21 protein-coding genes are annotated in these 26,082 nt (G+C 69.0%); 20 read left to right on the top strand and 1 reads right to left on the bottom strand.

Going from position 1 to position 26,082, the window contains the following annotated elements; genetic code table 11:
- The first annotated feature begins 20 nt into the window (after positions 1 to 20).
- The 18 genes from FRZ61_RS23890 (at position 21) to FRZ61_RS23805 (ending at position 21,623) form a co-directional block, all read left to right on the top strand.
- Positions 21 to 950, top strand: a complete 930-nt coding sequence (locus FRZ61_RS23890) for a DUF7714 family protein (protein WP_151120118.1) — start codon at positions 21 to 23, stop codon at positions 948 to 950.
- Positions 940 to 1,848, top strand: a complete 909-nt coding sequence (comA, locus tag FRZ61_RS23885; RefSeq protein WP_318526351.1) for a phosphosulfolactate synthase — start codon at positions 940 to 942, stop codon at positions 1,846 to 1,848. Before FRZ61_RS23890 ends, comA begins: the two co-directional genes overlap by 11 nt.
- Positions 1,841 to 3,358 carry a 2-phosphosulfolactate phosphatase XcbC gene (gene xcbC, locus FRZ61_RS23880; protein WP_151120116.1) on the top strand — a complete coding sequence of 506 codons (1,518 nt, stop codon included), beginning with the start codon at positions 1,841 to 1,843 and terminating at the stop codon, positions 3,356 to 3,358. The genes comA and xcbC overlap by 8 nt, the downstream gene beginning before the upstream one ends.
- A complete protein-coding gene (xcbD, locus tag FRZ61_RS23875) occupies positions 3,355 to 4,710 on the top strand; it encodes a 3-sulfopropionylcysteine synthase XcbD (RefSeq protein WP_151120115.1) in 1,356 nt (451 codons plus the stop codon). Before xcbC ends, xcbD begins: the two co-directional genes overlap by 4 nt.
- Positions 4,707 to 5,723 (top strand): coenzyme M biosynthesis enzyme XcbE, encoded by a 1,017-nt coding sequence (gene xcbE, locus FRZ61_RS23870; protein WP_225308978.1) that lies wholly within the window; start codon positions 4,707 to 4,709, stop codon positions 5,721 to 5,723. Before xcbD ends, xcbE begins: the two co-directional genes overlap by 4 nt.
- Positions 5,720 to 7,822 (top strand): acetate--CoA ligase family protein, encoded by a 2,103-nt coding sequence (locus tag FRZ61_RS23865; protein WP_225308977.1) that lies wholly within the window; start codon positions 5,720 to 5,722, stop codon positions 7,820 to 7,822. Before xcbE ends, FRZ61_RS23865 begins: the two co-directional genes overlap by 4 nt.
- Positions 7,823 to 7,858: 36 nt before the next feature.
- The gene (locus FRZ61_RS23860) at positions 7,859 to 9,295 is read left to right on the top strand and encodes an aldehyde dehydrogenase family protein (RefSeq protein ID WP_151120113.1); all 1,437 of its coding nucleotides are present in this window, start codon (positions 7,859 to 7,861) and stop codon (positions 9,293 to 9,295) included.
- Positions 9,296 to 9,309: 14 nt separating this feature from the next.
- Entirely contained in the window at positions 9,310 to 10,641 is a 1,332-nt protein-coding gene (locus FRZ61_RS23855) for an FAD-dependent oxidoreductase (RefSeq protein ID WP_151120112.1), read from the top strand.
- 84 nt (positions 10,642 to 10,725) lie between these two features.
- Positions 10,726 to 12,318 carry a gamma-glutamyltransferase family protein gene (locus FRZ61_RS23850; RefSeq protein ID WP_151120111.1) on the top strand — a complete coding sequence of 531 codons (1,593 nt, stop codon included), beginning with the start codon at positions 10,726 to 10,728 and terminating at the stop codon, positions 12,316 to 12,318.
- 215 nt (positions 12,319 to 12,533) lie between these two features.
- Entirely contained in the window at positions 12,534 to 13,592 is a 1,059-nt protein-coding gene (locus tag FRZ61_RS23845) for a polyamine ABC transporter substrate-binding protein (RefSeq protein WP_151120110.1), read from the top strand.
- Positions 13,593 to 13,654: 62 nt separating this feature from the next.
- Entirely contained in the window at positions 13,655 to 14,545 is an 891-nt protein-coding gene (locus FRZ61_RS23840; protein WP_225308976.1) for an ABC transporter permease, read from the top strand.
- Complete coding sequence (locus FRZ61_RS23835; RefSeq protein ID WP_151120109.1) at positions 14,538 to 15,359, top strand: ABC transporter permease; 822 nt, start codon at positions 14,538 to 14,540, stop codon at positions 15,357 to 15,359. Before FRZ61_RS23840 ends, FRZ61_RS23835 begins: the two co-directional genes overlap by 8 nt.
- The gene (locus tag FRZ61_RS23830; RefSeq protein ID WP_151120108.1) at positions 15,356 to 16,426 is read left to right on the top strand and encodes an ABC transporter ATP-binding protein; all 1,071 of its coding nucleotides are present in this window, start codon (positions 15,356 to 15,358) and stop codon (positions 16,424 to 16,426) included. The genes FRZ61_RS23835 and FRZ61_RS23830 overlap by 4 nt, the downstream gene beginning before the upstream one ends.
- Positions 16,427 to 16,547: 121 nt before the next feature.
- Positions 16,548 to 16,904, top strand: coding sequence for a hypothetical protein (locus FRZ61_RS26495; RefSeq protein WP_191909188.1), 357 nt, complete (start codon positions 16,548 to 16,550; stop codon positions 16,902 to 16,904).
- A gap of 43 nt (positions 16,905 to 16,947) precedes the next feature.
- A complete protein-coding gene (locus tag FRZ61_RS23820) occupies positions 16,948 to 18,579 on the top strand; it encodes a nucleotide disphospho-sugar-binding domain-containing protein (protein ID WP_225308975.1) in 1,632 nt (543 codons plus the stop codon).
- Entirely contained in the window at positions 18,576 to 19,310 is a 735-nt protein-coding gene (locus FRZ61_RS26730) for a cupin domain-containing protein (RefSeq protein ID WP_225308974.1), read from the top strand. The genes FRZ61_RS23820 and FRZ61_RS26730 overlap by 4 nt, the downstream gene beginning before the upstream one ends.
- A 241-nt stretch (positions 19,311 to 19,551) precedes the next feature.
- On the top strand, positions 19,552 to 20,031 hold the full coding sequence (locus tag FRZ61_RS23810; protein WP_151120107.1) for a VOC family protein: 480 nt from the start codon (positions 19,552 to 19,554) through the stop codon (positions 20,029 to 20,031).
- Positions 20,032 to 20,111: 80 nt separating this feature from the next.
- A complete protein-coding gene (locus FRZ61_RS23805; protein ID WP_151120106.1) occupies positions 20,112 to 21,623 on the top strand; it encodes an aldehyde dehydrogenase family protein in 1,512 nt (503 codons plus the stop codon).
- A gap of 665 nt (positions 21,624 to 22,288) precedes the next feature.
- Here the strand turns inward: FRZ61_RS23805 and FRZ61_RS23800 are convergent.
- On the bottom strand, positions 22,289 to 22,954 hold the full coding sequence (locus tag FRZ61_RS23800; protein ID WP_225308973.1) for a Crp/Fnr family transcriptional regulator: 666 nt from the start codon (positions 22,952 to 22,954) through the stop codon (positions 22,289 to 22,291).
- A 222-nt stretch (positions 22,955 to 23,176) separates the two neighbouring features.
- Here FRZ61_RS23800 and FRZ61_RS23795 point away from each other — a divergent pair, with 222 nt between their 5' ends.
- Positions 23,177 to 23,653: a hypothetical protein gene (locus tag FRZ61_RS23795; RefSeq protein WP_151120104.1), complete on the top strand. Its 477-nt coding sequence runs from the start codon at positions 23,177 to 23,179 to the stop codon at positions 23,651 to 23,653.
- A gap of 68 nt (positions 23,654 to 23,721) precedes the next feature.
- Entirely contained in the window at positions 23,722 to 26,052 is a 2,331-nt protein-coding gene (locus FRZ61_RS23790) for a nitric-oxide reductase large subunit (protein ID WP_151120103.1), read from the top strand.
- The last annotated feature ends 30 nt before the right edge of the window (positions 26,053 to 26,082 follow it).

Below are 26,082 nucleotides of genomic sequence, written 5' to 3'. Positions count from 1 at the left end.
CGCGCCGGCCCACATTGCGGATGCCTTCCCGCCCGGCGGCGGACGCCGCCGACGGACCGAAATGGCCCTCGCTCCGCGATCGCCGCAATGTCGTGGAGCTGCCCTATCGCGGCGTCAGCGTGCAGCCCTATGAGGGCGCGATGACGCAGGCGGCCATCACGGCGCATCTGCTGGGCCGCGAGGCCTACCGGCGGACCAACGTGATCGTGCTGCGCGGGGCGAACGACGCTTACGCGCTGGTCGCCATCGGCGCCACGAACCGGGAGGCGCTGTTCGCGCCGATCGAGCATGTCGAGGTGCTGGCCCTGCCCGAGAGCTGCCGCTTCGTCACCGATCCGGAGACCGACTGCGCCAACCGCTCGGCGCTGGCGGCTCTTGCCGCCCGCAGCGGGGTCGGACCTGACGGCACGCTCATCTGCCAGGGCAAATACGACCATGTGAATTTCATCCATCATCCCGATCCCCTGGTGATCCGGGTGGTCGAGGTAGCGCCGCCGGAACCGCCCAAGCTGTTCCATCTGATCGAGCATGTCCTCACCTATGCGGACCTGCCGCCGATCCGGCTCGAGCTCGAGCGCATCGAGCTGCGCGACCTGGCCGCGACGACCCATCCGAAGGCCTTCCTCGTTCCCTGCCGCTCCGGCGGCTTGGACGATCTGGGGGCGCCGCTGCATTTTCTCGACGAGCGGCCGGCGCAGCGGGAGGACTGGGTGCTGATCGGCTGCGAGCGCAGCCTGCAGTTCCATCGCCACTATTACGGCGACGAGCCGCCGCGCATCGAGATGTGCCCTCGCGCCATCGCCGGCGCGCGCAACGAGCTCACCATCCTCAAATGCTGCCTGCTCGAGTTCAACACCGAATGCCAGGGCAATGTCGTCACGGTGCCCTGGGGATCGGATTTCGCCATGGTCGAGAAAGCCCTCCAGGAGCTGGTGCGTCGTGTTGTCTAGACCGGAACGTCCCTGGCAGGGCGTGTGGGGATTGGATGCCGCCGTCGACCGGCGGCTGCAGCGCCCGCGCGCGCACGGCATCACCATGGTGATCGATACGGGCCTCGGCCGCATGGAGACGGCCGACATGCTGGAGCTCGCGGCCCCGCATATCGATCATTGGAAGTTCGCCTTCGGCACCTCGGCGCTGATGTCGCTGCCGCTGCTCCGGCAGAAGCTCGAGCTGCTGGCGGAGCACGATGTCCTGACCTATCCGGGCGGCACGCTGCTGGAGGCGGCGATCGTCCAGCAGCATTGCCGGGTCTATATGCGCCGGGCGCGCGAGCTGGGCTTCCGCGCGGTCGAGATCTCGGACGGCACCATCAGCCTGCCGCCCGACCGCCGGAAACGGGTGATCGCCTGCGCCTGCGATGCCGGGCTGGTCGCCATCACGGAGGTGGGCAAGAAGGACCCCGCGCAGCAGCCGGATGCCGGCACGCTCGCGGAGCAGGCGCTCAAGGATATCGAATGGGGTGCCGCCTGGGTGATCGTCGAGGCGCGCGAATCGGGCCGCGGCATCGGGATCTATGACGACAGCGGCGCGCTGCGCGGCGATTTCCTGGAGGACGTGACACGGCGCGTCGGTCCCGCCATCGATCGCCTGGTCTGGGAGGCGCCGCGCAAGGACCAGCAGGCGGCGCTGGTGGGGCGCTTCGGCGCCAACGTCAATCTCGGCAATATCGCAGCCCGCGAGACCCTGGCGCTGGAGGCGCTGCGATCGGGCCTGCGCTACGAGACGCTGACGCAGATCGCGACGCGGGAACAGAGGAGCGGCCATTGGAATCCCGCCCAGACCGAGCCCGCCGAGCCTCCTCCCGTCGATGGAATTGTCATCCGGGAGCCGCCGGGCCATGGCTGAGCCGCGGGCGGGCTCGATGGAATCGGTGCTCGAGATCGGCGGGCGCCTCGCCGAGCCGCCGTCGGCGGGTCTCACCGCCATCTTTGCCGCCGAGCTCGCCGGACAAGCCGAATTCTTCGATCCTCTCGGCCTGGTCGATCTCGCCCATTGCCTGACCTTGAGCGAGCAGGGCGTCATTCCCCCCGGGGCCGCGCGCGCGCTCGTCCAGGCCCTGCTGGAGCTGCACCGCTCCGGCACGGCCTTCACGCCCGAGGCGGCGCTGGGCGATCTCTACACGAACCGGGAAGCCTGGCTGGCCCGGCGGACGGCGGCGGCGGGATGGCTCGGCACCGCGCGGGCGCGCCGCGAAGCACTGACCACGGCCTTTCATCTTCTGCTGCGCGACCGGCTGCTCGAGCTCGGCGCGGCCCTGCTCGATTTCGGCCAGTCGGTCGCGACAGTCGCGTCGCGCCACAGCCACAGCCTGATGCCCGACTATACCTATCTGCAGATCGCCCAGCCGACCACCTTGGGCCATTATCTCTCCGCCTTCGCCTGGCCGGCGCTGCGCGACCTGGAGCGGGTGAAGGCGCTTTACGAGCGCATCGATCGCTGTCCCGCGGGTTGCGGCAGCAGCAACGGCTCGGTCGCGCTCCAGGATCGCGCGGCGCAGGCCCGCCGTCTCGGCTTCGCGGCGCCGGTGCGCCATGCGCGCGACGCGATGTGGCAGCCCGACCTCGCGATCGAGGCCATGGGGCTCGCCGTGGCCGCCGCCGTCGGGCTCGACCGCCTGGCCGAGGATCTGATGATCTTCGCCACCGCCGAGTTCGGTCTCGTGAGAGTCGCGGACCGGCACGCGCGCGCCAGCAAGATCATGCCGCAGAAGCGCAACCCCTTCGCGCTGTCCTATCTGCGCGGCCTCGCCAACCGGCTGATCGGCGAGCAGGCCGGTGTCGCCGCCAGCGGCCGCACGCCCTCGGGCCAGATGGACAACCGGATGCTGCCCTACGAGGCGGTGCCGGCGGCGCTGCGCAGCGTGGCGCAGGCGGCAAGCTTGATGGCCGAGATCGTCGAGGAGCTCACCTTCGAGAGCGACCAGGCCGAGCTGGCGCTGAGCGACGGCACGGCCTGCGCCACCGATCTGGCCGAGCGCCTCTGCCTCGCGCTTCGGCTCGACTACCGGGCGGCGCATCGCCTGGTGGGCGGGCTGGTCCGCCGGCTGGAAGCGGAAGGCCGCAGCCTGTCGAGCCTGACCCTCGACAAGCTGCGGGCGGCCTGCGCGGAAGCGGGGCTCGAAGCCTCGCGGCTGCCGGACGGCTTTCTCGAGGCGGCTCTCGATCCCTGGGCCGGCGTGACGGCGCGCCAGGACGTCGGCGGTGCCGCGCCGGAAGAGCTGGCGGCGGCGCTGCGCGAGCTGGGCGACGCGCTCACGCCCTGTCGGCGCTGGCTGGAAGAGGCGCGGTCGGCCCAGGAGGCCGCCCGGCGGCGCCTGCTGACCGAAGCCGAAGCGATGGGAGCGGGCGGCCGATGACGGGCTGGTCCTTCGGCTCGCGCGTCTATGGCGGCGCCTGGTCGACGCCGGCGCTGCGCCAGATCTTCGACGACGTCCCGCGCACGCGGCGCTGGCTCGAGATCCTCGCCGTGCTGGCGGAGGTTCAGGGCGAGTTCGGCCTGATCCCGGCCGAAAGCGCCCGGCAGGTCGCCGCCACCTGCCGGACGGTCGAGCTCGACGACGCGTTCTTCGCCGAATACCGCGCCGGCTACGAGGCGAGCGGCCATTCGACGGCCGGCCTGATCGAGGCGATGCGGCGGCGCTGCCCGGCGGCCGCCGGCGAATGGTTCTATTTCGGCGCCACGGTCCAGGACATCACTGATACCTGGCTGATGCTGGCGCTGCGCGAGGCGCGCGGCCTCATCCTCACCGATCTCGATCGCGCCATCGCCGCCGCCACCCGGCTCGCCCGCGAGCATCGCGATACCGTGATGGCCGGGCGCACCCATGGCCAGCAGGGGTTGCCCATCACCTTCGGCTTCAAGGCGGCCGGCTGGCTCGCGGAGCTGCGCCGCCACCGCCAGCGCTTCGACGAGACCGCGCAGCGCATGGATATCGGCCAGCTTTGCGGCGGGGTGGGCAGCCTGTCGGCCCTGGGGCCTCGGGCGCTCGAGGTCCAGCGCGCCTTCTGTACCCGGCTCGGGCTGCGTCCGCCCGCGACCTCCTGGACCGCGAGCCGGGACGTGCTGGTCGAATGGGCTCAGGTTCTGGCGCTGGCGTCGGGCACCGCCGACCGTATCGGCCACGAGGTCTATTCGCTGCAGCGCGACGAGATCGGCGAGCTGGGCGAGGGCGCCACGACCGAGCAGATCGGCTCCATCACCATGCCGCACAAGCGCAACCCCGAGCTCTCGGAACATATCGGCACGCTCTCCCGCGTGGTCCGCGCCAATGCCGGCGCGCTGCTGGAAAGCCTGCCCCATGCCCATGAGCGCGACGGGCGTTCCTGGAAGATCGAGTGGCATGCGGTGCCGGAGCTGACGCTCGCGGCGGCCAAAGCGCTGAGCCTGACCGCCACGCTGCTCGAGCATCTCGAGGTGCGCGGCGAGCGCATGCGCCGCAACCTCGAAGCCTCCAACGGCCATATCTATTCGGAAGCCGTCATGCTGACGCTGGCCGCCAAGCTGGGCAAGCAGACGGCGCACCGGCTCATGCATCGCGCCGCCACCGAAGCGGCGCGCGCCGGGCGCCCGCTCCGTCAGGCGGTCGAAGCCGATCCCGAGATCTCCGCGCATCTGTCGCGGGGGGAGATCGACCGCCTGTTCGACGCCACCTCGCGGACGGCTCAATGCGGGGCCTTGGTGGATCAGGTGCTGGGGAGCGAGCGGTGAGGGCATCGAAGCCGCTCGAGCAGGTCGCCGACCCGCGCGAGCTGCCGCGGCTGGCGCTGATCCCCGCGCCGACGCCGCTCTTGCCGGTGCCGGCGCTGGGCCATGCGCTGGGCGGGCCTTCGCTCTGGATGAAGCGCGACGATCTCATCCCTTTCGGCTTCGGCGGCAACAAGGTTCGCGGCCTCGAGCTCATCATCGCCGACGCCCTCGAGACCGGCGCCGACACGGTGGTGACCGGCGCCGGGCCGCTGTCGAACCATGTGCGGGCGACGGCGGCGGCGGCGAGCTTCGCCGGCCTGCGGATGGTCGCCGTCTATTGGGGCACGGCGCCGGCGCGGCTCGAAGGCAATCACCGGCTGAGTGTGCTGTGGGGTGCGGAGACCCGCTTCACCGGCGAGAGCGACCGCAGCTCCGTCGATCGTGCCCTCGACGCGGAAGCCCGGCGGATTCAGGCGGAAGGCGGCCGTCCTTATGTCGTTCCGCGCGGCGGGGCCTGCGCGCTGGGCGCGATCGGCCATGTGCTGGCCGTGGCGGAGGTCATGGCGCAATGCGCCGAGACCGGGATCGACCCCGATTGCGTCCTGATGGCGGTGGGTTCGGGCGGTACCATGGCCGGCTGGCTTCTGGGCTCGCATCTCTGCGGCGTGCGATGGCGCGTCGAGGGCGTGACCGTCAGCCGGCCGGCCGTGGAAGCCCGCCAGCGCGTCGCGGCCCTGGCCACCGAAGCCGCGGAACGGCTCGGACAGCGATGGTCCCTCGCGCCGGGTGACGTGACGATCCATGACGGCTTCATCGGCGCCGGCTACGGCATCCCCTCGCCCGAGGGCGAGAGCGTCCTGGCGCTGGCCGCCCGCCACGAGGGGGTCCTGCTCGATCCGACCTATACGGCGAAGGCGCTTGCCGGTTATCGCGCCCTGGCGGCGGGCGGGCGCTACCGCGAGGACGAGACGCTGCTGTTCCTCCATAGCGGCGGGGCGCCGAGCCTGTTCGTGGGCCGGGACGGGGCACCGTGAGCGATTGGGAGCGAGCGCTGTTCGCGCCGCGCCGCGTCGCCCTGGTCGGCGCCTCGGCGACCCCGGGCAAGCTCGGCCATCTCTTCATGCAGAACCTCACCGCAGCCGATTCCGGCTTTCGCGGCGAGGTCGTCGCGGTGCATCCGAAGCTGACGGAGATCCTGGGCCGGCCCGGCTATCCGAGCCTCGCCGCCATTCCCGGCGGCGCCGATCTCGCCGTGATCGTGGCGCCGCCAGCCGAGGCGCCGGCGATCCTCGCCGATTGCGCCAAGGCGGCGGTGCCTCTCGCCGTCATCATCAGCGGCGGCTTCGCCGAGACCGGGGCCGGGGGCCAGGCGCTCGAGCGGCGCACGCTCGAGGCGGCGCGGGCCGGGGGCGTGCGCATCGTCGGCCCCAACTGCTTCGGCGTCATCAGCGCGTCCGCAGGCCTCAACGCCTCGCTCGGGCTGGGCATGCCGGCGCGGGGCGGCATCGCGCTCTATACCCAGAGCGGCGCCTACGGCATGGCGGCCTTCACGCGCTCCCAGGAGGATCTCATCGGCTTCTCCCGCGTGGTCGCCTGCGGCAACAAGGCCGACATCGACGAGACCGACATGCTCCGCGCCTTCGGCCGCGATCCGGAGACGCGGGTCATCGCCATGCTGCTCGAATCGATCGGCGATGGCCGCCGCTTCTTCGAGGCGGCCGCGGAGATCGCCCCGCGCAAGCCGATCGTCGTCCTGAAGACGGGGCGCGGGGAGGCAGGCCGGCGCGCGGCCGCGAGCCACACCGCGGCCCTCGCCACCGATACCGCCGTGACGCTGACGGCCTTGCGCCAGGCCGGCATCCATCTGGTGGAAGACGGGCTGACGCTGCTCGATCTCGCTGCGACGCTCGACCGCCAGCCGCCGCTGACCGGCCGGCGGATCGCCGTCATCACCAATTCCGGCGGCACCGGCGTCGAGCTCGCCGATCTCATGGAAGCGCAGGGCCTGCGGGTGCCGGGCCTGTCGGAAGCGCTGCAATCGGCGATCCGTCCCGCGCTGCCCGCCTATGGCTCGGCGGCCAATCCCGTCGACGTGACCACCGAATGGCGCCGCTTCCCCGAGATGTACGGCATCAGCCTGGAGGCCCTGCTGGAGAGCGACGAGGTGGACGGCGTCGTGCCGGTGCTGCTGCAGCGCTCGGCGCTGATGCCGGAGGTGACGGACCGCGTCATCGCCGCCGTCGCCGCAGCCCGCGCGCGCGGCTCGAAGAAACCGGTCCATGTCTGCTGGGTGGCGCCGGCCACCGCCGCGGAGAACCGGCAGCGGCTGCTCGCGGCCGGCATTCCCTGCCATGGCTGGCCGGCGCGAACCGCCCAGCTTCTCGCGCTGACCCGGCCTGTCGCCAGGGCGCCGGCGCGGCCGGCGGTCGACCGCCCGGTCGCCCGTCCCCGGACGGTGGGCGAGGGCGGTTGGCTGTCTTCCGATCAGGCCTTCGGGCTTTTCGCCGAGGCCGGCCTTCCGGTCGTTCCTTGGAAACTGGCGCGTTCGCGCCGCGACGCGATCGCGGGCGCCGAGGCGCTGGGCCTGCCGGTCGTGCTGAAGGCGGAGCGGGCCGGCCTGATCCACAAGTCCGACAGCGGCGGCGTGCATCTCGGCCTCGCCACGCCCGATTCCGTGGGTGCGGCCTATGACCAGGTCGCCGCACGGCTGGGAACGTCCACGGTGCTGCTGCAGCGCCAGGCACGTCCGGGGATCGAGCTCGTTCTGGGTGCTCGGCGCGACGCCAATTTCGGGCCCGTGATCATGGCCGGCCTCGGCGGCATCTGGGTCGAGGCCCTGAACGATGTCGCCCTGCGCCTGGCGCCCGTCGACGAGGCCGAGGCGCTCGCCATGCTGGACGGGCTGAAGGGCCGATCCCTGCTGGAGGGCGGGCGCGGCCGGCCGGCCATCGATCGCCAAGCGCTGGCCCGCCTCATCGCCGCGCTGTCGCGCTGGGTCGCCGGCGCCGCCTGGCTCGAAGAGCTGGATGCCAATCCGGTCATCGCCACGCCCGACGGTCTCGCCATCGTCGATCTGCGCATGCGGGCGTCCGCCACGACGCCGGCAGCCGCCGCGATTGCCTCCCATCCCTGACCCTGGCTCACCACGGACCCTGAAAGGAAACACCCCATGAGCGCCGTCACCGCCAAGCTCGACAAGCCGGCCAAGCAGACGCCGGAGGAAGCGCAAGCCGAGATCGCCGCCATGGTCGCCCGCGCGCGCCGTGCCCAGCAGGCGATCCAGAACTATGGCCAGGCAGAGGCCGATGCGCTCGTGACCGCCGTGGGCTGGCAGGTGTTCAAGAACCGGGAGGCGCTCGCGCGTCTGGCCGTCGATGAGGGCGGCTTCGGCCGCTATCAGGACAAGATCGCCAAGTTCGAGAACCGCGTCATGGGAACGCTGGCGGATATGGCCAGCATCAAGACCTGCGGGGTGGTGGAGGAGATCCCGGAGAAAGGCCTGGTCAAGATCGCCAAGCCGGTCGGCGTGATCGCGGCGCTCATTCCCACCACCGGCCCCGATGCGACCCCGCCGGTGAAGGCGCTGGGCGCGCTCAAGGCCCGCAACGCCATCGTCGTCTCGCCGCATCCCCGCACCAAGCGGACCTCGATCGCGGTGGTCGAGGCGATGCGCCAGGGTTGCCGCAGCGTGGGCGCGCCGGAGGACCTGATCCAGGTCATCGAGCAGCCCTCGATCGCCAAGACGGAGGCGCTGATGCGGCTCTCGGATCTCGTCGTCGCCACCGGCGGTGCCGCCATGGTCAAGGCCGCCTACAGCTCGGGCACGCCGGCCTATGGCGTCGGCGTGGGCAATTCCGTCCATGTCGTCGACGAGACGGCCGATCTCGACGACGCGGCCCTGATGATCGCGCGGGCCAAGACCTTCGACTATGCCACGAGCTGCCTCGCCGACAATGCGGTGGTGGCCGAGGCCCGGATCTATGACAGCTTGCGCGACAAGCTGATCGCCGCCGGCGGCCATCTCTGCACGCCGGAGCAGAAGGCGCGCCTGGCGCGGGCGATGTGGCCGGATGGCGGCCATATCCCCACCATCGACGTGGTGGCGAAGCCGGCGGGACGGATCGCCGAGCTGGCGGGCTTCGCGCTGCCCGAGGACCGCAGCTTCCTCATCGTCGAGGAGGACGGCGCGGGGCCGGATCACCCGTTCTCCGGCGAGAAGCTGTCGGTGGTGCTGGCGCTCTATCGCTATCAGGGCGGGATCGGCGGCGCCATCGACTGGGTCAACCGCATCATCGGCTATCAGGGGCTGGGCCATACCTGCGGCATCCACACCACGAACGAGGCCCATATCGAGGCGCTCGCCACGCGCACCAAGACGGCGCGGGTCATGGTCAACCAGAACCTGAACGAGGGCGCCGGCAGCCTGCGCAACGGCATGCCCTACACGCTATCGCTCGCCTGCGGCAGCTGGGGCGGCAACATCACGACCGAGAATGTCAGCGCCCGGCATTTTATGAACCTGACCTGGGTCTCGCGGCCGCTGAAGCCCCGGGCCATCACGCCCGAGACGATCTTCGGGGCCCATTGGGCGAAGCACGGCCAGTAAGGGGCCGGCCGATCGTGACGCGGGTCCTGATCGTCGGCGGGGTCGCCGCCGGGATGAAGGCCGCCGCCACAGCCCGGCGGCGGCGGCCGGAGCTCGACATCCTGGTCCTGCAGGACGAGCCCGAGGTTTCCTATTCCGCCTGCGGCCTTCCCTACTGGTTGGGCGATCCGGCGGCGATCCCGCGCGATAAGCTGATCGCGCGCAGCGTCGAGCGTTTCCGCGCCGACGGGATCGATCTCCGGGTCCGCCATCGCGTCGACGAGGTGAATCTCGACGCGCGGCGCGCGCATCTGACCGCGCTCGACACCGGCAGCCGGTCGGCCGAGCCCTTCGACCTGATCCTGTTCGCGACCGGCGCCCAGGCCTTCATGCCGCCGATCACGGTGACGACGGACGCGCCGCCGGTGCTGCCGCTGCGCAGCCTCCATGATGCGGACCGGCTGCAGCCCTTGCTCTCGCCGCCCGGACGCGCCGTCATCGTCGGCGGCGGTTATATCGGCCTGGAAATGGCCGAAACCCTGCGCCATCGCGGGTTCAGGGTGACGCTCGTCGAGGCGATGCCCCGGCTGCTGCCCGCCTTCGATCCCGCTGTCGCCGGTATCGTGGGCGAGCATCTCGCCAAGCATGGCGTCGAGGTGGTGCTCGGCGCGTCGGTGGCGCAGGTCGGCAAGGAGGGTGTCAGGCTCTCGGACGGGATCGTTCTCCCCGCCGATCACGTGCTGATGGCAGTCGGCGTCCGGCCGCGGACCGATCTGGCCGCCGCCGCGGGCGTGAAGCTCGGGGAAACGGGTGCCATCGCGGTCGACGCCGCGATGCGCACCGGCATCGCGGGTGCCTATGCCGCCGGGGATTGCGCGGAGGCGCGTCACGTCGTCTCCGGCAAGCCCGTCTGGTATCCGCTGGGCGATATCGCCAATCGCCAGGGCCGGGTCGCCGGCACCAACCTCGCCGGCGGTCAGGCGCGCTTTCCCGGCGTTCTCGGCACCGCGATCTTCAAGGTCTTCGACCTGGCGGTGGCGCGCACCGGGCTCTCGGCCGAGCAGGCGCGGCGGAGCGGATTCGATCCGGTCCCGGTCCATGCCCAGATGCCGAGCCGGGCCCGCTACATGCCCAATTCCCGGATGCTCGACGGCTGGCTGCTGGTGGACCGGCGGGACGGGCGTCTCCTGGGGGCGGAGGCCGTGGGGCCGGACGGCGTCGATAAATATATCGACATCGCCGCCACCGCCATCTGGGCGAAGCTCACGGCGGACGATCTGGCGGAGCTCGATCTCGCCTACGCGCCACCCTATTCGCCGGTCTTCGCGCCGGTCCAGGTCGTCGGCGAGCTGGCGCGAAAGCTGTAGCAGACTTCAGATCCTCGGGCTGGTTTTCGCGGCGTGGGGCGCTACCCTGTCGCCCGCATTTCCCCAGAGCCCCAAGGATGTCCCATGACCGATTCCTTTCGCCCCGCCGGCAGCTTTGTGAAGAAGGCGGTGACGAGCGACGGCGGCATCGTCGTGTCGCAGAGCCTGACCGCGGCGCGGGCCGGTGCCGCGGTGCTGGCCGAGGGCGGCAATGCGGTCGATGCCGCGATCGCGGCCGGCTTCGCGGTCGGCGTGCTCGAACCCTGGATGAGCGGCATCGGCGGTGGCGGCTACATGCTGGTGGCGATGGCGGGCGCCAAAGAGGTGCAGTGCGTCGAGTTCGGCATGGTGGCGCCCCAGGCGCTCGATCCGGCCGATTATCCGCTGACCGGCGGCACCACCCAGGCACTGTTCGATTGGCCCGCGGTCAAGGGCGACCGCAACGTCAAGGGACCGCTCTCGGTCGCCGTGCCGGGCTATGTGGAAGGGATGCGGGCCGCCCATGAGGCCTTCGCGACGCGGCCCTGGGCGCGGCTGCTCGAGCCCGCCATCGGCCTCGCCCAGACCGGCCTGCCGATCGACTGGTATGCGATGCTCTCGATCGGCGTGGCGGCGCGCGAGCTCGCGGAGAATGCGGGCGCGCGCCGGGTCTATCTGCCGGGCGGCCTGCCGCCGGCGCCCGCCGCGGCCGAAGGACCGCCGCCGCGCCTGGGGCTGGGCCAGCTCGACGTCACGCTGCGCCGCATCGCCAAGGCGGGGGCGCGCGAGTTCTACGAGGGCGAGACGGCGCGGGCCCTCGTGGCCGAGCTGCAGAAGCTCGGCGGCAAGCTCTCGCTGGCCGATCTCGCCGGCTACCGCGCGCGCATCCTGCCGGCGCTCCCCATCGCCTATCGCGACATCGAGGTGTTCGCGCCGCCGGGCCTGACCGCGGGCCCCACGCTCGCCCGCAGCCTGGCGCTGCTGAGCGAGGATATCGAAGGGTTCGCGCCCTCGGCGCCGGGGCCCGAGACCTACCGCGCCTATGCCTCGGCCCTCGACCGCGCCTATCGCGAGCGGTTCCAGACCATGGGCGATGCGGGCGACGGCGCCGCCCGTCGCGATCCCGGCAACGCCTCCTGCACCACCCATCTCTCGGTGGTGGACCGCCACGGCAATATGGTGGCGCTGACCCAGACCCTGCTGTCGCGCTTCGGCTCGAAGGTCCTGCTCGAGGAGACGGGCGTCCTGCTCAACAACGGCATCATGTGGTTCGACCCGACCCCGGGCCGGCCGAACTCGATCGCACCGGGCAAGCGGCCGCTCTCCAACATGGTGCCGACGATCCTGCGCAAGGCCGGACAGCCCTGGGCGGCGCTGGGCGCCTCGGGCGGCCGGCGCATCCTGCCCGCCGTGACCCAGGTCCTGTCCTTCCTGGTCGATTTCGGCATGGATCTGGAGGCGGCGTTCCATTGCCCGCGCCTCGATGCCAGCGGCGCCGGCGTCACGCTGGACGAGCGCCTGCCGGCTGAGGTCGCGGCCGCGATCGACCGCAGCCTCACCGTCCGGCGCGGGGCGCTCGACCTGCACCCGGTGCTGTTCGCCTCGCCCAACGCGGTCATGCGGGATCCGGCCAAGGGCCGCAATCGCGGCATGGCCGATATCGCCTCGCCCTGGTCGGGGGCGGCGTCCGAAGCGTGAGGGCGAGGCAGGCAGGCTGACCGTCCGGCCAAGCCGCACCGATTCCCCGTCGTAAGGCTGTCCTATCTCCCAAGGTGGCCTATCTCCCAAGGTGGATTGACCCCGGGGCGATCCGCCTTGGATGATGGCGGCCTCGCAAGGACTGCCAATCCACGGCCGGGACCGGAAATCTCCGCAACCTGGCCTCGTTCGGATGCATAACGGGGAGCGTTTTCATGACACTGCGCCTGACCCGCAGGGCCGCGATCGGCCTTGCTTTCGCCTGTGGCCTGCTGCTGGGCAGCGGCCACGCTTCGGCCGAGAAGATCGTCATCTCCAACTGGGACGGCTACATGCCGGCCGATCTCCTGGCCAATTTCACCAAGGAGACCGGCATCGAGGCCGAGATGTCGGTCCATGCCACCAACGAAGAGATCATGGGCAAGGTCGTGGCCGGCGGCGGCAAGGGCTATGACGTGCTCTTCGTCTCCAGCCCCTTCGTCGAGGCGCTGCAGAACCTGAAGCTGATCGCGCCGCTCGACGCCGGCAAGATCCCCAATCTCGCCAACCTCTATCCTGAGGCGCGCACCCTTGCCTACGACCCGGGCAACGCCCATTCGGTGCCCTATGCCTGGGGCACGACCGGGCTCTGCTACCGTTCGGACCTGGTGAAGGCGGCGCCCACGAGCTGGATGGACCTGCTGAAGCCCTCGGCCGACCTCAAGGGCCGGATCACCATGCTCGCGACCGACCGCTGGCTGATGGCGGCGGGCGAGAAGGCGCTGGGCTATTCGGTCAACACCACCGACGCGGACGAGATCGCCAAGACCAAGGCGCTCCTGATCGAGGCCAAGAAGAACCTGCTCGCCTATGACGACACCACCTTCTACTCGAAGCTGGTCTCGAGCGAGGCGGTGCTGGTCCATGCCTGGGACGGCTGGTGCAATTACGGCATCGCCGAGAACCCGGCGATCAAGTTCGTGATCCCGAAGGAAGGCAGCGACATGTGGGTCGATACCATGGTCGTGACCGCCGCCTCCGAGCACAAGGACGCTGCCATGGCCTTCATCAACTATGTGCTGCGGCCGGAGGTTCATCGCTGGGTGGCGGAGAACATCCTCTACAAGGTGCCGAACCAGAAGGCGATGGAAGGGCTCGATCCCAAGCTGATCGAGCAATATCCCAATATCGGCATCGCGCCCGCCGACCTGATGAAGGAAGAGCAGCTGCGCGACCTCGGCAAGGCGCAGAAGGACTATACCCGCGCCGTGACCGAGATCACCTCGGCGCAGTAACCTCGAGCCCGAGAAACGGAGCCGCCGCGGAGGCAACCGCGGCGGCTCCGGCTTCCCGTCCCTTGAGCACCCTCACCGTTCCCGCTTCCCCGCGCCCTTCGTCGGCCGCCCGCGCGCGCGCCGGCCTCCTGGCGCTGCCGCTGGGCTGGATCGCGCTGTTCCTGGTGCTGCCCTGCGCGCTGATCGTGGTGCTGAGCTTCTTCGAGCGCGGCACCTATGGCGGCATCGACTACATCTTCACGCTGGAGAATTACCAGCGTGCCGCCGACCCGCTCTATCTCGGGATCCTGCTGACCTCACTCAAGATCGCAGGGTCCGCCACGTTGATCGCCTTCCTCCTGGGCTATCCCGCGGCCTACCTGATCGCGACCGCCCCGGCCCACTGGCAGAAGGTCCTGCTGCTGCTGGCGGTGCTGCCCTTCTGGACCAACTACCTGATCCGCACCTATGCCTGGATCGTGATCCTGAACCGGCAGGGGCTGATCAACGGGTTCCTCGCCTGGCTCGGTATCGCCAGCGAGCCAGTGGACCTGCTCTATAACGAGTTCGCGATCCTAGTCGGGCTCGTCTATGCCTACCTGCCCTTCATGATCCTGCCGCTCTATGCCGCGATCAACCGGCTGCCGCCCGACCTGATCGAGGCCTCGACCGACCTGGGCGCCACCGGCTTCACCAGCTTCCGCCGGGTCACCCTGCCGCTGACCGTGCCGGGGGCCGCGGCCGGCGCCATCTTCGTCTTCGTCTACAGCATGGGGAATTTCATCACCCCCGATCTCCTGGGCGGCGGGCGCACGGTGATGGTCGGCAACCTGATCTACGACCAGTTCCTCACGGCCCGCGACTGGCCCTTCGGCGCCGCGCTCTCCTTCATCCTGATGGGGGTGATGATGGCGCTCCTGAGCTTCCAGGCCTTCCTCGTGAACCGCGCCCGGCGGATCGGCACCTATGACTGACGCCAGCCCCCTGGCCCGGCTCCAGGGCCGCTTCACGCGCCGGCTTTTGCGGGCGCATGCGGCGCTGATCTATCTCTTCCTCTATGGCCCGATCGTCACGCTGATCGTGCTGTCCTTCAACGCCGGCGGCATGCCGACCGCCTGGACCGGCTTCTCCTTCAAATGGTACGGAGTCCTGGTCCAGAACCCCGAGATCCTCAAGTCGGTCGCCAACAGCCTCCTGGTGGCCTTCGCCGTGACCGCGATCTCGACCGCCGGCGGCACGCTCCTGGCCTTGGGGCTCGAGCGCGGCCGGCCCTCGACGCTGCTCGACAGCTTCGTCATGGTGCCGATGATCATCCCCGACATCGTGCTGGCGATCGCATTGCTCTCCTTCTACACGCTGCTCCAGTTCACGCTGGGGCTCTACACCATCGTCCTGTCGCAGAGCGTGTTTGTGATCGCCTTCGCCGCCGCGGTGGTCCGCACCCGGCTGCGCAATTTCGACCGCTCCGTGATCGAGGCCTCGATCGACCTCGGCGCCGGCGCCTGGACCACCTTCCGGCGCGTGACCCTGCCGATCATCCTGCCCGGCGTGATCGCGGCGGCCATGCTCTCCTTCACCCTCTCGGTCGACGATTTCGTGATCGCCTATTTCTCCGCCGGTGCCGGCAGCGGCTCCACCACCTTCCCCATGAAGATCTACGCCATGATCCGCTTCGGCGTGACGCCCGAGATCAATGCCATCGCCACCCTGCTGCTGCTGGTGAGCTTCACCCTCATGCTGCTGGCCCAGCGCTTCAGTCGCGATACCGGGCGGGGCTCCGGCGCATGACCGCCCTCATCGGCATCGGCGGCGTGGAAAAGGCGTTCGGACCGGTCACGGCCCTGGCCGGGATCGAGCTCGAGATCCGCGAGAACGAGTTCTTCGCCCTGCTGGGGCCCTCGGGCTGCGGCAAGACCACGCTCCTGCGCATCCTGGCGGGGTTCGAGACGCCCGACCGCGGCCGGATCACGCTGGACGGCAAGGACTTAATTGCGATCCCGCCCAACCGCCGGCCGATCAACATGATGTTCCAGTCCTATGCCCTGTTCCCGCATATGACGGTCGAGGGCAACGTGGCCTATGGGCTGGAGATGGAGGGGGTGCGGGGGGCCGAATTGAAGCGGCGCGCCGCCGAGGCGCTGGCCCTGGTGCAGCTCGAAGGGGTGGCGGGGCGCAAGCCGCATCTGCTCTCGGGCGGCCAGCGCCAGCGGGTGGCGCTCGCCCGCGCCCTGGTCAAGCGGCCGCGCCTGCTGCTGCTGGACGAGCCCCTGGCCGCCCTCGACAAGAAGCTGCGCGACCAGATGCGGCTGGAGCTCAAGCGGCTGCAGCACGGTACCGGCATCACCTTCCTGATTGTCACCCACGACCAGGAGGAAGCCCTGGTCATGGCGGACCGCATCGCCCTGATGGATCAGGGACGAATCGCCCAGCTCGGCTCGCCGCGGGCGCTCTATGAGGAGCCCGCCAGCCGCTTCGTCGCCGATTTCATCGGGGTCACGAACCTGATCGAGGGCCGGGTCGCGGCGCAGGGCTTCGCGGCCGACGGCCTCTCCCGGCTCCTGCCGGCCCCGCCGGGGGTCCTGGCGGCGGGCACGCCGGCTGCCCTGGCGATCCGGCCGGAGCGGATTCGCGTGCGGCCCGCCGCTGCCACGGCCTCAGGACAGGGCCTGGAGGGCCGCATCGAAAGCATCGCCTACCTGGGCCAGGACCTCATTCTTCATGTCCGAGTGGCCGGCCTTGTACGGCCTCTGGTGGCGCGCCTCGGCACGGGGCTGGAGTCGCTACCCGACATGACAGAGGGGGCTTCGGTGACATGCGACTGGACCGCGGAGCGGGCGCGGCTGCTCACGAACTGATCGATACGACGATAGGCGCGCTGGACAAGAACGCGGCGAAACGGAACACTCATCGTCTCGGATCGTAGAGTCCGGCGAACGCGCACCGGCGCGTTCGATATCCACCTTGAGGGGGAGGATTATGTCTAGAAAGCCGAGAAGGAAGACCGCGAAGAAGAAGGTCGCCAAGAAGAAGTCGGCCGCCAAGAAGAAGACTGCGAAGCGGAAGGTTGCGCCCAAGCGCAGCGCGAAGAAGAAGGTCGCCAAGAAGGTCGCGAAAAAGAAGGCCGCTGCCAAGAAAGTGGCGGTGAAGAAGGCGGCGGCGCCCAAGCCCGCTCCGGCTCCCAAGCCGGCGCCCGCTCCGGCACCGAAGCCCGCTGCGGTTGCGCCGAAGCCGGCACCCGCGCCGGCGCCGATCAGCCACAGCCCGGCCGAGCCAAAGCCGGCCCCGGCCGCTTCGACCTGGGCCCCCGGGCCGGAGTCCGACAAGCCTCAGTAAGGGACCGGGAACGACAGGCGAGTGGCATGATCGACGAGGATGAATGATGGCGAAGGCGGCGAGAAAGAAGGCGAAGACCAAGGCCAAGAAGAAGACAGGGGCGGCGAAAAAGACATCAGCGAAGCGAGCGGCAGGGCCCAAGACCGCCGCCAAGCGCAAGGCCGCCAAGACGAACTCCGCCCGCAAATCCGCCGCCGGCGCCACATCCAAGCGATCATCGGCATCCAAGGCCAGGAAGGCCGCGGCCAAGCCCAAAGCGACGCCGAAGAAAAAGGTCGCGCCGAAGCCGAAGAAACCCGCGGCTTCGGCGCCCCTTGCGCCGGCCAAGGCCGGCCCGGCGACACCCTCCGCGCCGCGCCCCGCCCTCAAGAAGAAGGGCAAGCGCGTCGTGCTCTATCCCGAGGCCGCCTTCGGGCCGGCGCTCAATTGCGTCGGCATCGCCCAGCGGCTGCGCGAGATGGGCCATGAGCCCATCTTCGTCTGCGACAAGGGCTTCAAGGGCGTGTTCGAGGGCTATGGCTTCGAGGAGAAGCTGGTCGACATGTCGGGCGGCATGCCCGACGAGGAGGCCGCCCGCTTCTGGTCGGATTTCATCGCCCAGCATCTGCCGCACTTCAAGCTGTCGCCGATCGAGCAGATCCCGACCTATGTCGTGCCGGTCTGGGAGATGATCGTCGACACCGCGGTCAACTCGCACGAGATGCTGCTGGCGCATCTGCAGAGCCTCAAGCCCGACGTGGTCTGCGTCGACAACGTGATCCTGTTCCCGGCCATCAAGATGATCGGCAAGCCCTGGATCCGGATCATCTCCTGCTCGGAGAACGAGGTGGCGGACCCGGACATTCCGCCCCATCTCTCGGGCTGCGGCGAGAACGACAAGGCCTGCTTCCAGGCCTTCGAGGCGGAATTCCTGAAGCAGGTGAAGCCGGCCCATGACCGCTTCAACGCCTTCCTCGCCAAGGTCGGCCATCCTTCCTACGAGCTGGGCGAGTTCTTCGAGACCTCGCCCTATCTGAACCTGCTGCTCTATCCGAAGCATCTGCGCTTCAAGCGGCGGCACGCGCTCGATCCCAAGCGCTTCCAGTATCTCGACGGCTGCGTGCGCGACGAGGGCGAATACAAGGTGCCGAAGTTCGCCGCCAACGAGGGCAAGCCGCTCATCTATGTGAGCTTCGGCAGCCTGGGCTCGGCCGATGTCGAGCTCTACAAGCGCATGATCGCCCTCTTCGGCAGGCTGCCCTATCGCTTCCTGATGAATGTCGGCGACTATATCGACCAGTACCACGACGTTCCCGGCAACGTCCATCTGGAGAAATGGTATCCGCAGCCGGCCGTGATCCCGCATGTGGATCTCTTCATCCATCATGGCGGCAACAACAGCTTCAACGAGGCGCTCTATTTCGGGAAGCCCGCGATCATTATGCCCTATTGCTGGGACGGGCTCGACAACGCGACCCGCATCCAGGATACGGGCTATGGCGCCAAGCTGCCGCGCTATGCCTGGAGCGACGACGAGCTCGCCGGCACGATCGCGCGGCTCATCGGCGACGGGGCGATGAAGCTCAAGCTCGGGACCTGCGCCCGCTACATGCAGTCGCAGAACGGACCCGAGAAGGCCGCGCGCCTGATCGCCCGGGTGGCCGAGGAGCCGCGCCTGGCGGAGGGCGTGTCTTGAGGATCGAAGGTTCCTCGGCGCCGCATATCCATCCGGCGAAGAGCTACAGCGACCTCGTCGATTGGGGCGACCAGCCCGATGCGATCGAAGGCCGTTCCCATTCCAGCGGACGGCTCCTGTGGAAGCGCGACGAGAACGGCGAGCGCACGGTCGAGAGCGGGCTCTGGGTGGTGACGCCGGGCTCCTGGCGCCTCTCCATTCCGGGCGACGAGATCTGCTATTTCCTCTCGGGCCGCGCCACCTATACCGAGCATAACGGCGAGACCATCGAGGTCGGGCCCGAGACGGTGGTGCATTTCCCCTCGGGCTGGACCGGGCGCTGCGACGTGCATGAGACGCTGCGCAACACTTACATGCTGGCGCGCACGCCGACCGCGCTCGACCGCGGCGCCTCGCCCGTGATGCGCAACCCCCTGACGCAGGGCGCGCTGGTCGATTGGGGCCCCGTGCCCACCATGATCGAGGGCCAGTCCCTGACCTCGGGCAAGCTGCTCCACAAGGGGCCGGGCGGGCGCAGCGAGACCGGCATCTGGATCTGCACACCGGGCTATTGGAACTGCCACGTCACCAGCGACGAATACTGCCATTTCATCGCCGGGCGCTGCACCTACACGCATGAATCGGGCGAGACCATCGAGATCCGCCCCGACACGGTCGCCTTCTTCCCCAAGGACTGGAAGGGCACCTGCCGCATCGAAGAGACCATGCGCAAGGTCTATATGATCCGGTGACGCTTCGCTTGATCCCCTCCCCCGTTCAGGGGGAGGGTCAGGGAGGGGGCGGCTCGGTATCGACATCGCGTCATCCCTCTTCCTAACCTTCCCCCTCAAGGGGGGAAGGGACATGAGATCGCGAAATCGCAACACACATTCCACGCCACAAGAATGACGCCCCCGCCGCGCTAGCGCCGAGCCGTCCAACGGCGTCATGCTCGCAGCACCTGACATGCGGCCCATCGCGAGGAGACATCTCATGGCCGGCAAGCCCAAGCCCGTTCCGGAAGGCCACCACAGCGTCACGCCCTATCTGATGGTCGCGGGCGCGGCCCAGGCGATCGCGTTCTACGAGAAGGCCTTCGGTGCCAAGGAGGCGCTGCGCCTGCCCATGCCGGACGGGCGCATCGGCCATGCCGAGATCACGGTTGGCGATTCGCGGATCATGCTGGCCGACGAGTATCCCGAGATGAATGCCAAGGCGCCGCCTGCCTATGGCGGCTCGCCGGTGCATCTCCATCTCTATGTGCCCGATGTCGATGCGGTGGCGAAATCGGCGCTCGCCGCCGGCGCCAAGGAAGTGCGGCCGGTGCAGAATCAGTTCTATGGCGACCGGAGCGGCAGCTTCCAGGATCCCTTCGGCCATGTCTGGCATATCGCGACCCATGTCGAGGATGTGCCGCTCGAGGAGATCGCGAAGCGCGCGGCCGCCGCCATGGCGAAGAAGGCGCTGAACTGATCGGCCTCCCGCGAACCCACGTCCTGGTCTAACCTCGCCTCCTTGCGGCCCCGCCGGGGTCTTCATCGAGGAGGGGTGGCATGGCCGAGGCCAGGTTCGATCCGTTTGCGGGCGCGATCTTCGTCGATCACGAATGGCGGGTCCCGCCGGCGCTGCGGCGCAAGCCCGTGATCGATCCCGCGAACCTCGAGCACGTCGGCGAGATCGCCCAGACCGACGAGGAAACCCTGGCCCCGGTGCTGGCGAAGGCCGTCGCGGCGCAGCGCGACTGGGCTTCGCTCGATGCCAAGAGCCGCGCCGGCCTGCTGCATCGCCTGGCGGATTCGATCGAGAGCCAGGGCCATCGCGAGACCGCGACCCTGATGGTGCGCGAGATGGGCAAGCCCTATGCCGAGGCGGTGGGCGAGCTCATGAACGTGGCGCCGATCTTCCGCTATTTCGCCGAGCTCGCGCGCGACGAGGGCGGGCAGGTGGCGGGGCCGACCTCGCCCGGCGGCCTGCAATGGATGCGCTGGCATCCGGTGGGCGTCAGCGCCCATATCCTGCCTTTCAATTTCCCGATCGTGCTGATGGCCTTCACCGTCGCGGCCTCGCTCGCCGCCGGCAACGCGGTGATCGTCAAGCCGGCCGAAGCGACGTCGCTCTGCACGCTGCATTTCATGCGCCATTTCCGCCTGCTTCCCGCAGGTCTGGTCGCCTGCGTGACGGGCGGCCCCGAGACGGCGCAGGGTCTGATCAAGGCGCCCGCGGTGGGCGCCGTCGCCTTCACCGGCAGCGCCGAGGTGGGGCGCAAGGTCGCCGGCCTCTGCGGCGAGCTGATGAAGCCCTGCGTGATCGAGGGCGGCGGCAGCGATCCGATGATCGTGATGGACTCGGCCCCGGTCGATGTCGCCGCGGCCGCAGCGGTCACCGCCGCTTTCCATCTCTCGGGCCAGATCTGCACCGCGGCCGAGCGCCTCTATGTGCACGAGGCGGTCCATGACGAGTTCGTCGCCGCGATGGCAACCCGCACGCGCGCGCTCCGGGTGGGGCCGGGCATGGGCCGCGTCGAGATCGGCCCGCTGGTGAGCGAGGCCGCCCGCGACAAGGTGATGGCGCTGGTCGACGACGCCGTGGCCAAGGGGGCGACGATCGTCTGCGGCGGCCGCGTGCCGCCGCAATTCAACAAGGGCTGGTTCTACGAGCCGACGATCCTCACCGGCTGCCGCCCCGAGATGGCGATCCTGCAGCAGGAGACCTTCGGCCCCGTGGCACCGATCTGCAAGGTGACGAGCCTCGAGGAGGCCATCGCGCTCGCCAACCGCACGCGCTACGGGCTGGGCGCCTCGATCTACACGACCAGGCTCGAGGAGGCGATGGCGGCGACCGAGCGGCTCGAGGCCGGCATGGTCTGGGTCAACAATGTGCTGGGCGACAACGAGGCCTTGCCCTTCGGCGGCTGGAAGGCCTCGGGGCTCGGCCGGTCGCTGAGCCGCATCGGCCTCAACAGCTTCCGGCGCGCCAAGATGGTGATGCTCGATCCCAAGCCCGAGCTGCAGGGCTGGTGGTATCCCTACACGGACGCCTTCTTCGCCGAGCGCGAGGCGCTCTAGGAGCGGCGCACAGCAATGTCACCATCGCGGCAGCCGCTCTTCGTCCGGAGAGAAGCCGGGGTGCGGGTGACGGGAGCCGGTCCTTGGGGCGCGATGCAAAGATCGGGATAGGCCAAGCACCCTCGTGTTTTGCGCGCGAATCTTCATCCGATCTTCGGCCCAACCATCGATCCTTTGCACCATGTTCCGGCAACCGATGGCGGTGTGTGCGATTATCCGATTGTGCACCGGAAATTCCCGCAACGCGAAACAGACGGGTTGACTCGCGGGAGCGATGGCGCAACGCTTGATCCTGTCGATCGCCCGATGGCGACGACCAGCGGAACGTCCCTGCGGGACGACCCGATGGCCAAGCCAGGCGGCGTTGGACATCGCGAGCAACAACGCAGGAGGGTGCCAGCCCGCATGACTCCACCGGGCATAAAATCCCGGCCCCGCCGCGACGCGGGGCCACGATCCCGCTAATGCCGGACCCTGCCGGCTCGCACCGGCGGGATCGCTGAAAATCTGGAGACTGGAAACGCGCGACCGCAACGGTACGCGCGAGACATGGGTTCGCAAGAACCTTGGGCGAGCCGAAGAGGCTGGCCGAAGACAAGCCCCGACCGGGGTCACTCCCCGGCGGGGTTTTGTTGTGCGGGATTGCCGTCCGCCGGAACCACCGGTCAGGCGCCGGGGTCTTCGGCAATCCGCTTGATCGCCGCGAGCTTCCTGATCGTCACGCGCTGGCGGCTGGTCGTGATCATCCCCGTCTTTTCCCAGGCGGTCAGGATGCGGCTGGCGGTGTGCAGCGTGGCGCCGCACATGGCCGCTACGTCCTTGCGGGTCAGAGGGAAGCCGATCGTCGTGCCGGTGCCGTCCGCCTGTCCGGCCTGCGCGGCCAATCGAAGGAGCATATGCGCGATGCGGGATTCGACCCGTTGGGTGGCCAGCTCGCGAAGCCGCTCCTGGGCCTCGCGCAGCCGCGTGCCGATGATCCTGACGATGTTCAGGGCGATCCGGGGGTGCCGCTCGATCAGATCGAGCAGGGCCGCCTCCGTCCAGCTGATCTCCGTCGAATCGACCATGGTCACCGCCTCGGCCGGATATTGGCGATCGGTGAAGAGGGCCACCGTTCCGAACATCTCGCCGGGACCGATGAAGCGGACCACCAGCTGGGCGCCGTCCTCATCCGATTGGGCGATCCGGATACTCCCTTCGATCAGGGCGTGACAGCGATCGGCCGCTTGGCCCTGCGCGAAAACCGTCACATTTTTCGGGAGATGGCGCAGGCGCGCGCAATTCATGACGTCAGCCAATGCCGGCTCAGACAGGCCGAGAAACAACTCCATTCCCGGCAGGAGTCCCGGAGCGGGCATTGGGGCGCGATTCATGCCCCTCAGTCTAGCGGCGGCCGGAACCGGGTGGGAGCGATTTGCGCTGGCGCAACGACGGCCGCAGGCCCGCCGGGCGAGGATTCGGATCGGCAATATCGACGCGGCATCGCCGTCTTCGCGCCGGCGATCCGCGAGACGGGGCCTTGGCCCCCGAGGCAGCGCGAGGCACGGAAAACCATGGATGGTGTCGTCGTCGCACGGGCCCTTCATGTCCTGTCGGTGGTCGTCTGGATCGGCGGCCTGTCGATGGCGACCACGGTTGCCTTGCCGGCCGTCCGCGACGGAAAGCCGGGCGGCGATCGGCTGCAGGCCTTTCAGGCGATCCAGAGCCGCTTCGTCTGGCAGGCAAGGATGGCGGTTCTTCTGGTCGGGCTGACCGGCCTCTACATGGTGGAACGGCTCGGGCTCTGGGAGCGGTTCCGCTCGACGCAGTTCTGGTGGATGCACGCCATGGTCGGGCTCTGGCTGCTCTTCGCGCTCATCCTGTTCGTGGCCGAGCCTCTCGTCCTGCATCGGCATTTCCATCGATGGGCCGCGGCACGGCCAGACGCGGCCTTCGCATGGCTGCACCGGGCTCATTGGCTGCTGTGGGCACTGGGTCTCGTCACCGTTTTCGGCGCGACCGCCGGCAGTCACGGATGGTCGATGTTCTGAAAGCCGGGCTGCGCGTTGCGGCCGAGGCGGCGTCTTCATGAGACGGTTCAAAGTGGGGAGAGAAAGAGATGATCGCGGCAACATCGGTGAATGATCGGTCGGGGAAAGATCCCGTCAGCAATGTCCTGAAATGGATTCTGCTCGCGGTCGGCATCGTGACCTTCGCCCTTCTCGGCTGGACGACGGATCTCACCTACAAGGCCTCGCCGCCCTTTCCGGACCGTTTCGTCGGAACCGACGGGACGCTCGTCATGTCCGCCGCCGACATCCAGGCCGGCAAGGCCGGTTTCCAGAAGGCCGACCTCATGGATTACGGCAGCCTCTACGGCATGGGCTCCTATTTCGGCGAGGATTATACGGCCTCCAACCTGGTCCGGCTCGCGACGCTGACCGAGGCCAACATCGCGAAAGCCAGGACCGGCAAGGCCGTGGCCGAGCTGACGGCGGAAGAGCAGGCCTCGGTCCGGGCGGCGATGCAGGTCGAGCTTCAGGGTATCGATCTGAGCCAGTCGGTCGCCGTGCTTCCCGATGCCGTCGCGTCCGCGATCGCGACGCTGCGCGACGAGATCGCGGCCGCGCTGCTGCGTCACGATTTCGACAAGGGATGGACCCAGGCCTACAGCCTCGACGAGGAGAGTGCCGCCCGCACCGCGGATTTCCTGATCTATTCCTCGCTCACGACCGTCGCCCGGCGACCGGGGACCACGGTGTCGTGGACACAGAACTGGCCCTTCGAGCCGCTGGTCGGCAATGCGCCCACCACCAGCACCTTCCGGTGGACCTGGATCAGCTTCTGCTTCACTTTTTTCGCGTTCGGCGCGGTGCTCTTCATCTACGAGCGCTACCTGAACGGGCCCGACCGGGCGCCCATGGACCCGGTGCTGGCGAAGTTCGCGCCGCTCACCCCGAGCCAGCGTCGGATCTGGAAATATTTCCTGGTCGTCGCCGCCGTGCTGCTGCTGCAGATCCTGGTCGGATCGATCATGGCCCACTACTACTCGGACCGGACGAGCTTCTACGGAATCGAGGTCGACCGCTTCCTGCCCTTCAATTTCCTGCGCGATGTCCATATCCAGTCGCCGATCGTCTGGATCGGGCTTTCCTGGATCGGCGCGGGCCTGTTCCTGGCGCCCGCGATCAGCGGCGGCGAGCCCAAGGGCCAGGGCTTCCTCGTCGACCTGCTGTTCTGGGTGACGCTGCTGATCGTGGTCGGTGCGCTCGCCGGCAATTATCTCGGCATCATGGGCTATATCCGCGAAGGGTGGTTCTGGTTCGGCAACCAGGGCCTGTCCTACATCCAGCTCGGCCGTGCCTGGCAGATCGGCTTCTTCGCCGGTCTCGCGATCTGGAGCCTGCTCGTGCTCCGCGCGCTCTGGCCGAGTGGCGCGAGGCTGGCGGCCGCCACCCGCCAGTTCTGGACCGGCCGCATCAAGCTCGAGCATCTGATCTGGGCTTCGACCGTCAATATCGCGCTGCTCTATGCCTGCGGCATGATCCCGCTCACCGGCATCGAGAAATCATTCACCATCACCGATTTCTGGCGCTGGTGGGTGGTCCATCTCTGGGTCGAGCAGTCCTTCGAGTTCTTCGCCGCCGCGATCAGCGCCTATCTGCTGATGGCCGTCGGGCTGGTGTCGCGCCAGCTCGCCGAGCGCTCGGTCTATTTCGAGCTGATCCTGATCTTCCTCGGCGGCGTGCTGGGCACCGGCCATCATCTCTATTGGGCGGGCGCGCCGGGCCTGTGGGTTCCGCTCGGCACCATGTTCTCCTTCATCGAGGTGCTGCCGCTGGTCCTGCTGGTCATCGAGGCGATCCAGCACCACCGGCTGATCAAGACGCATGGCGATTTCAAATATGGGCTCGCCTACATCTACATCATCGGGGCGGCCTTCTGGAACTTCGTCGGCGCCGGCGTGTTCGGCGGCGGCACGCTCAATGCGCCGCTCGTGAACTATTACGAGCACGGCACCTTCCTGACGCTCAACCACGCCCACACGGCGCTGTTCGGCGCCTTCGGGCTGCTCGGCATCGGGCTGGTCTATTTCTGCCTGCGCTATGCCGCGGGCGAGATCCACGCCTTCGGCGAGACGGTGGGGCGGTGGGCCTTCTGGCTCTATAACGGCGGGCTGGTTCTCTGGATCCTCTTCAACTTCTTCCCGATCGGCTGGCCGCAGCTCGATGCCGTCTACGAGCATGGTCTCGCCTACGCGCGCAGCCAGGCCTTCTATGACGGTACCGCCTTCTGGCAGTGGATGCGCTTCCCCGGCGACGTGGTCTTCGCGCTGGGCGCGTTGCTGATGGCGTGGGATTTCATCGTGAAGTCGCGCCCGTTGCTGCCGCGCTTCGCCCTGCGGCTGCTGCCGGGGGGCCGCGCGCGGCAGCCGGCGGCGGCCGAATGAGCATCGCGGCGACGGAGAGGAGAGCGTCCT

It is taken from the genome of Hypericibacter adhaerens, assembly GCF_008728835.1.
GTDB lineage: Bacteria > Pseudomonadota > Alphaproteobacteria > Dongiales > Dongiaceae > Hypericibacter > Hypericibacter adhaerens.
The sequence above is the reverse complement of the archived record's forward strand: the minus strand, read 5'-3'. Positions and strand labels throughout refer to the sequence as shown.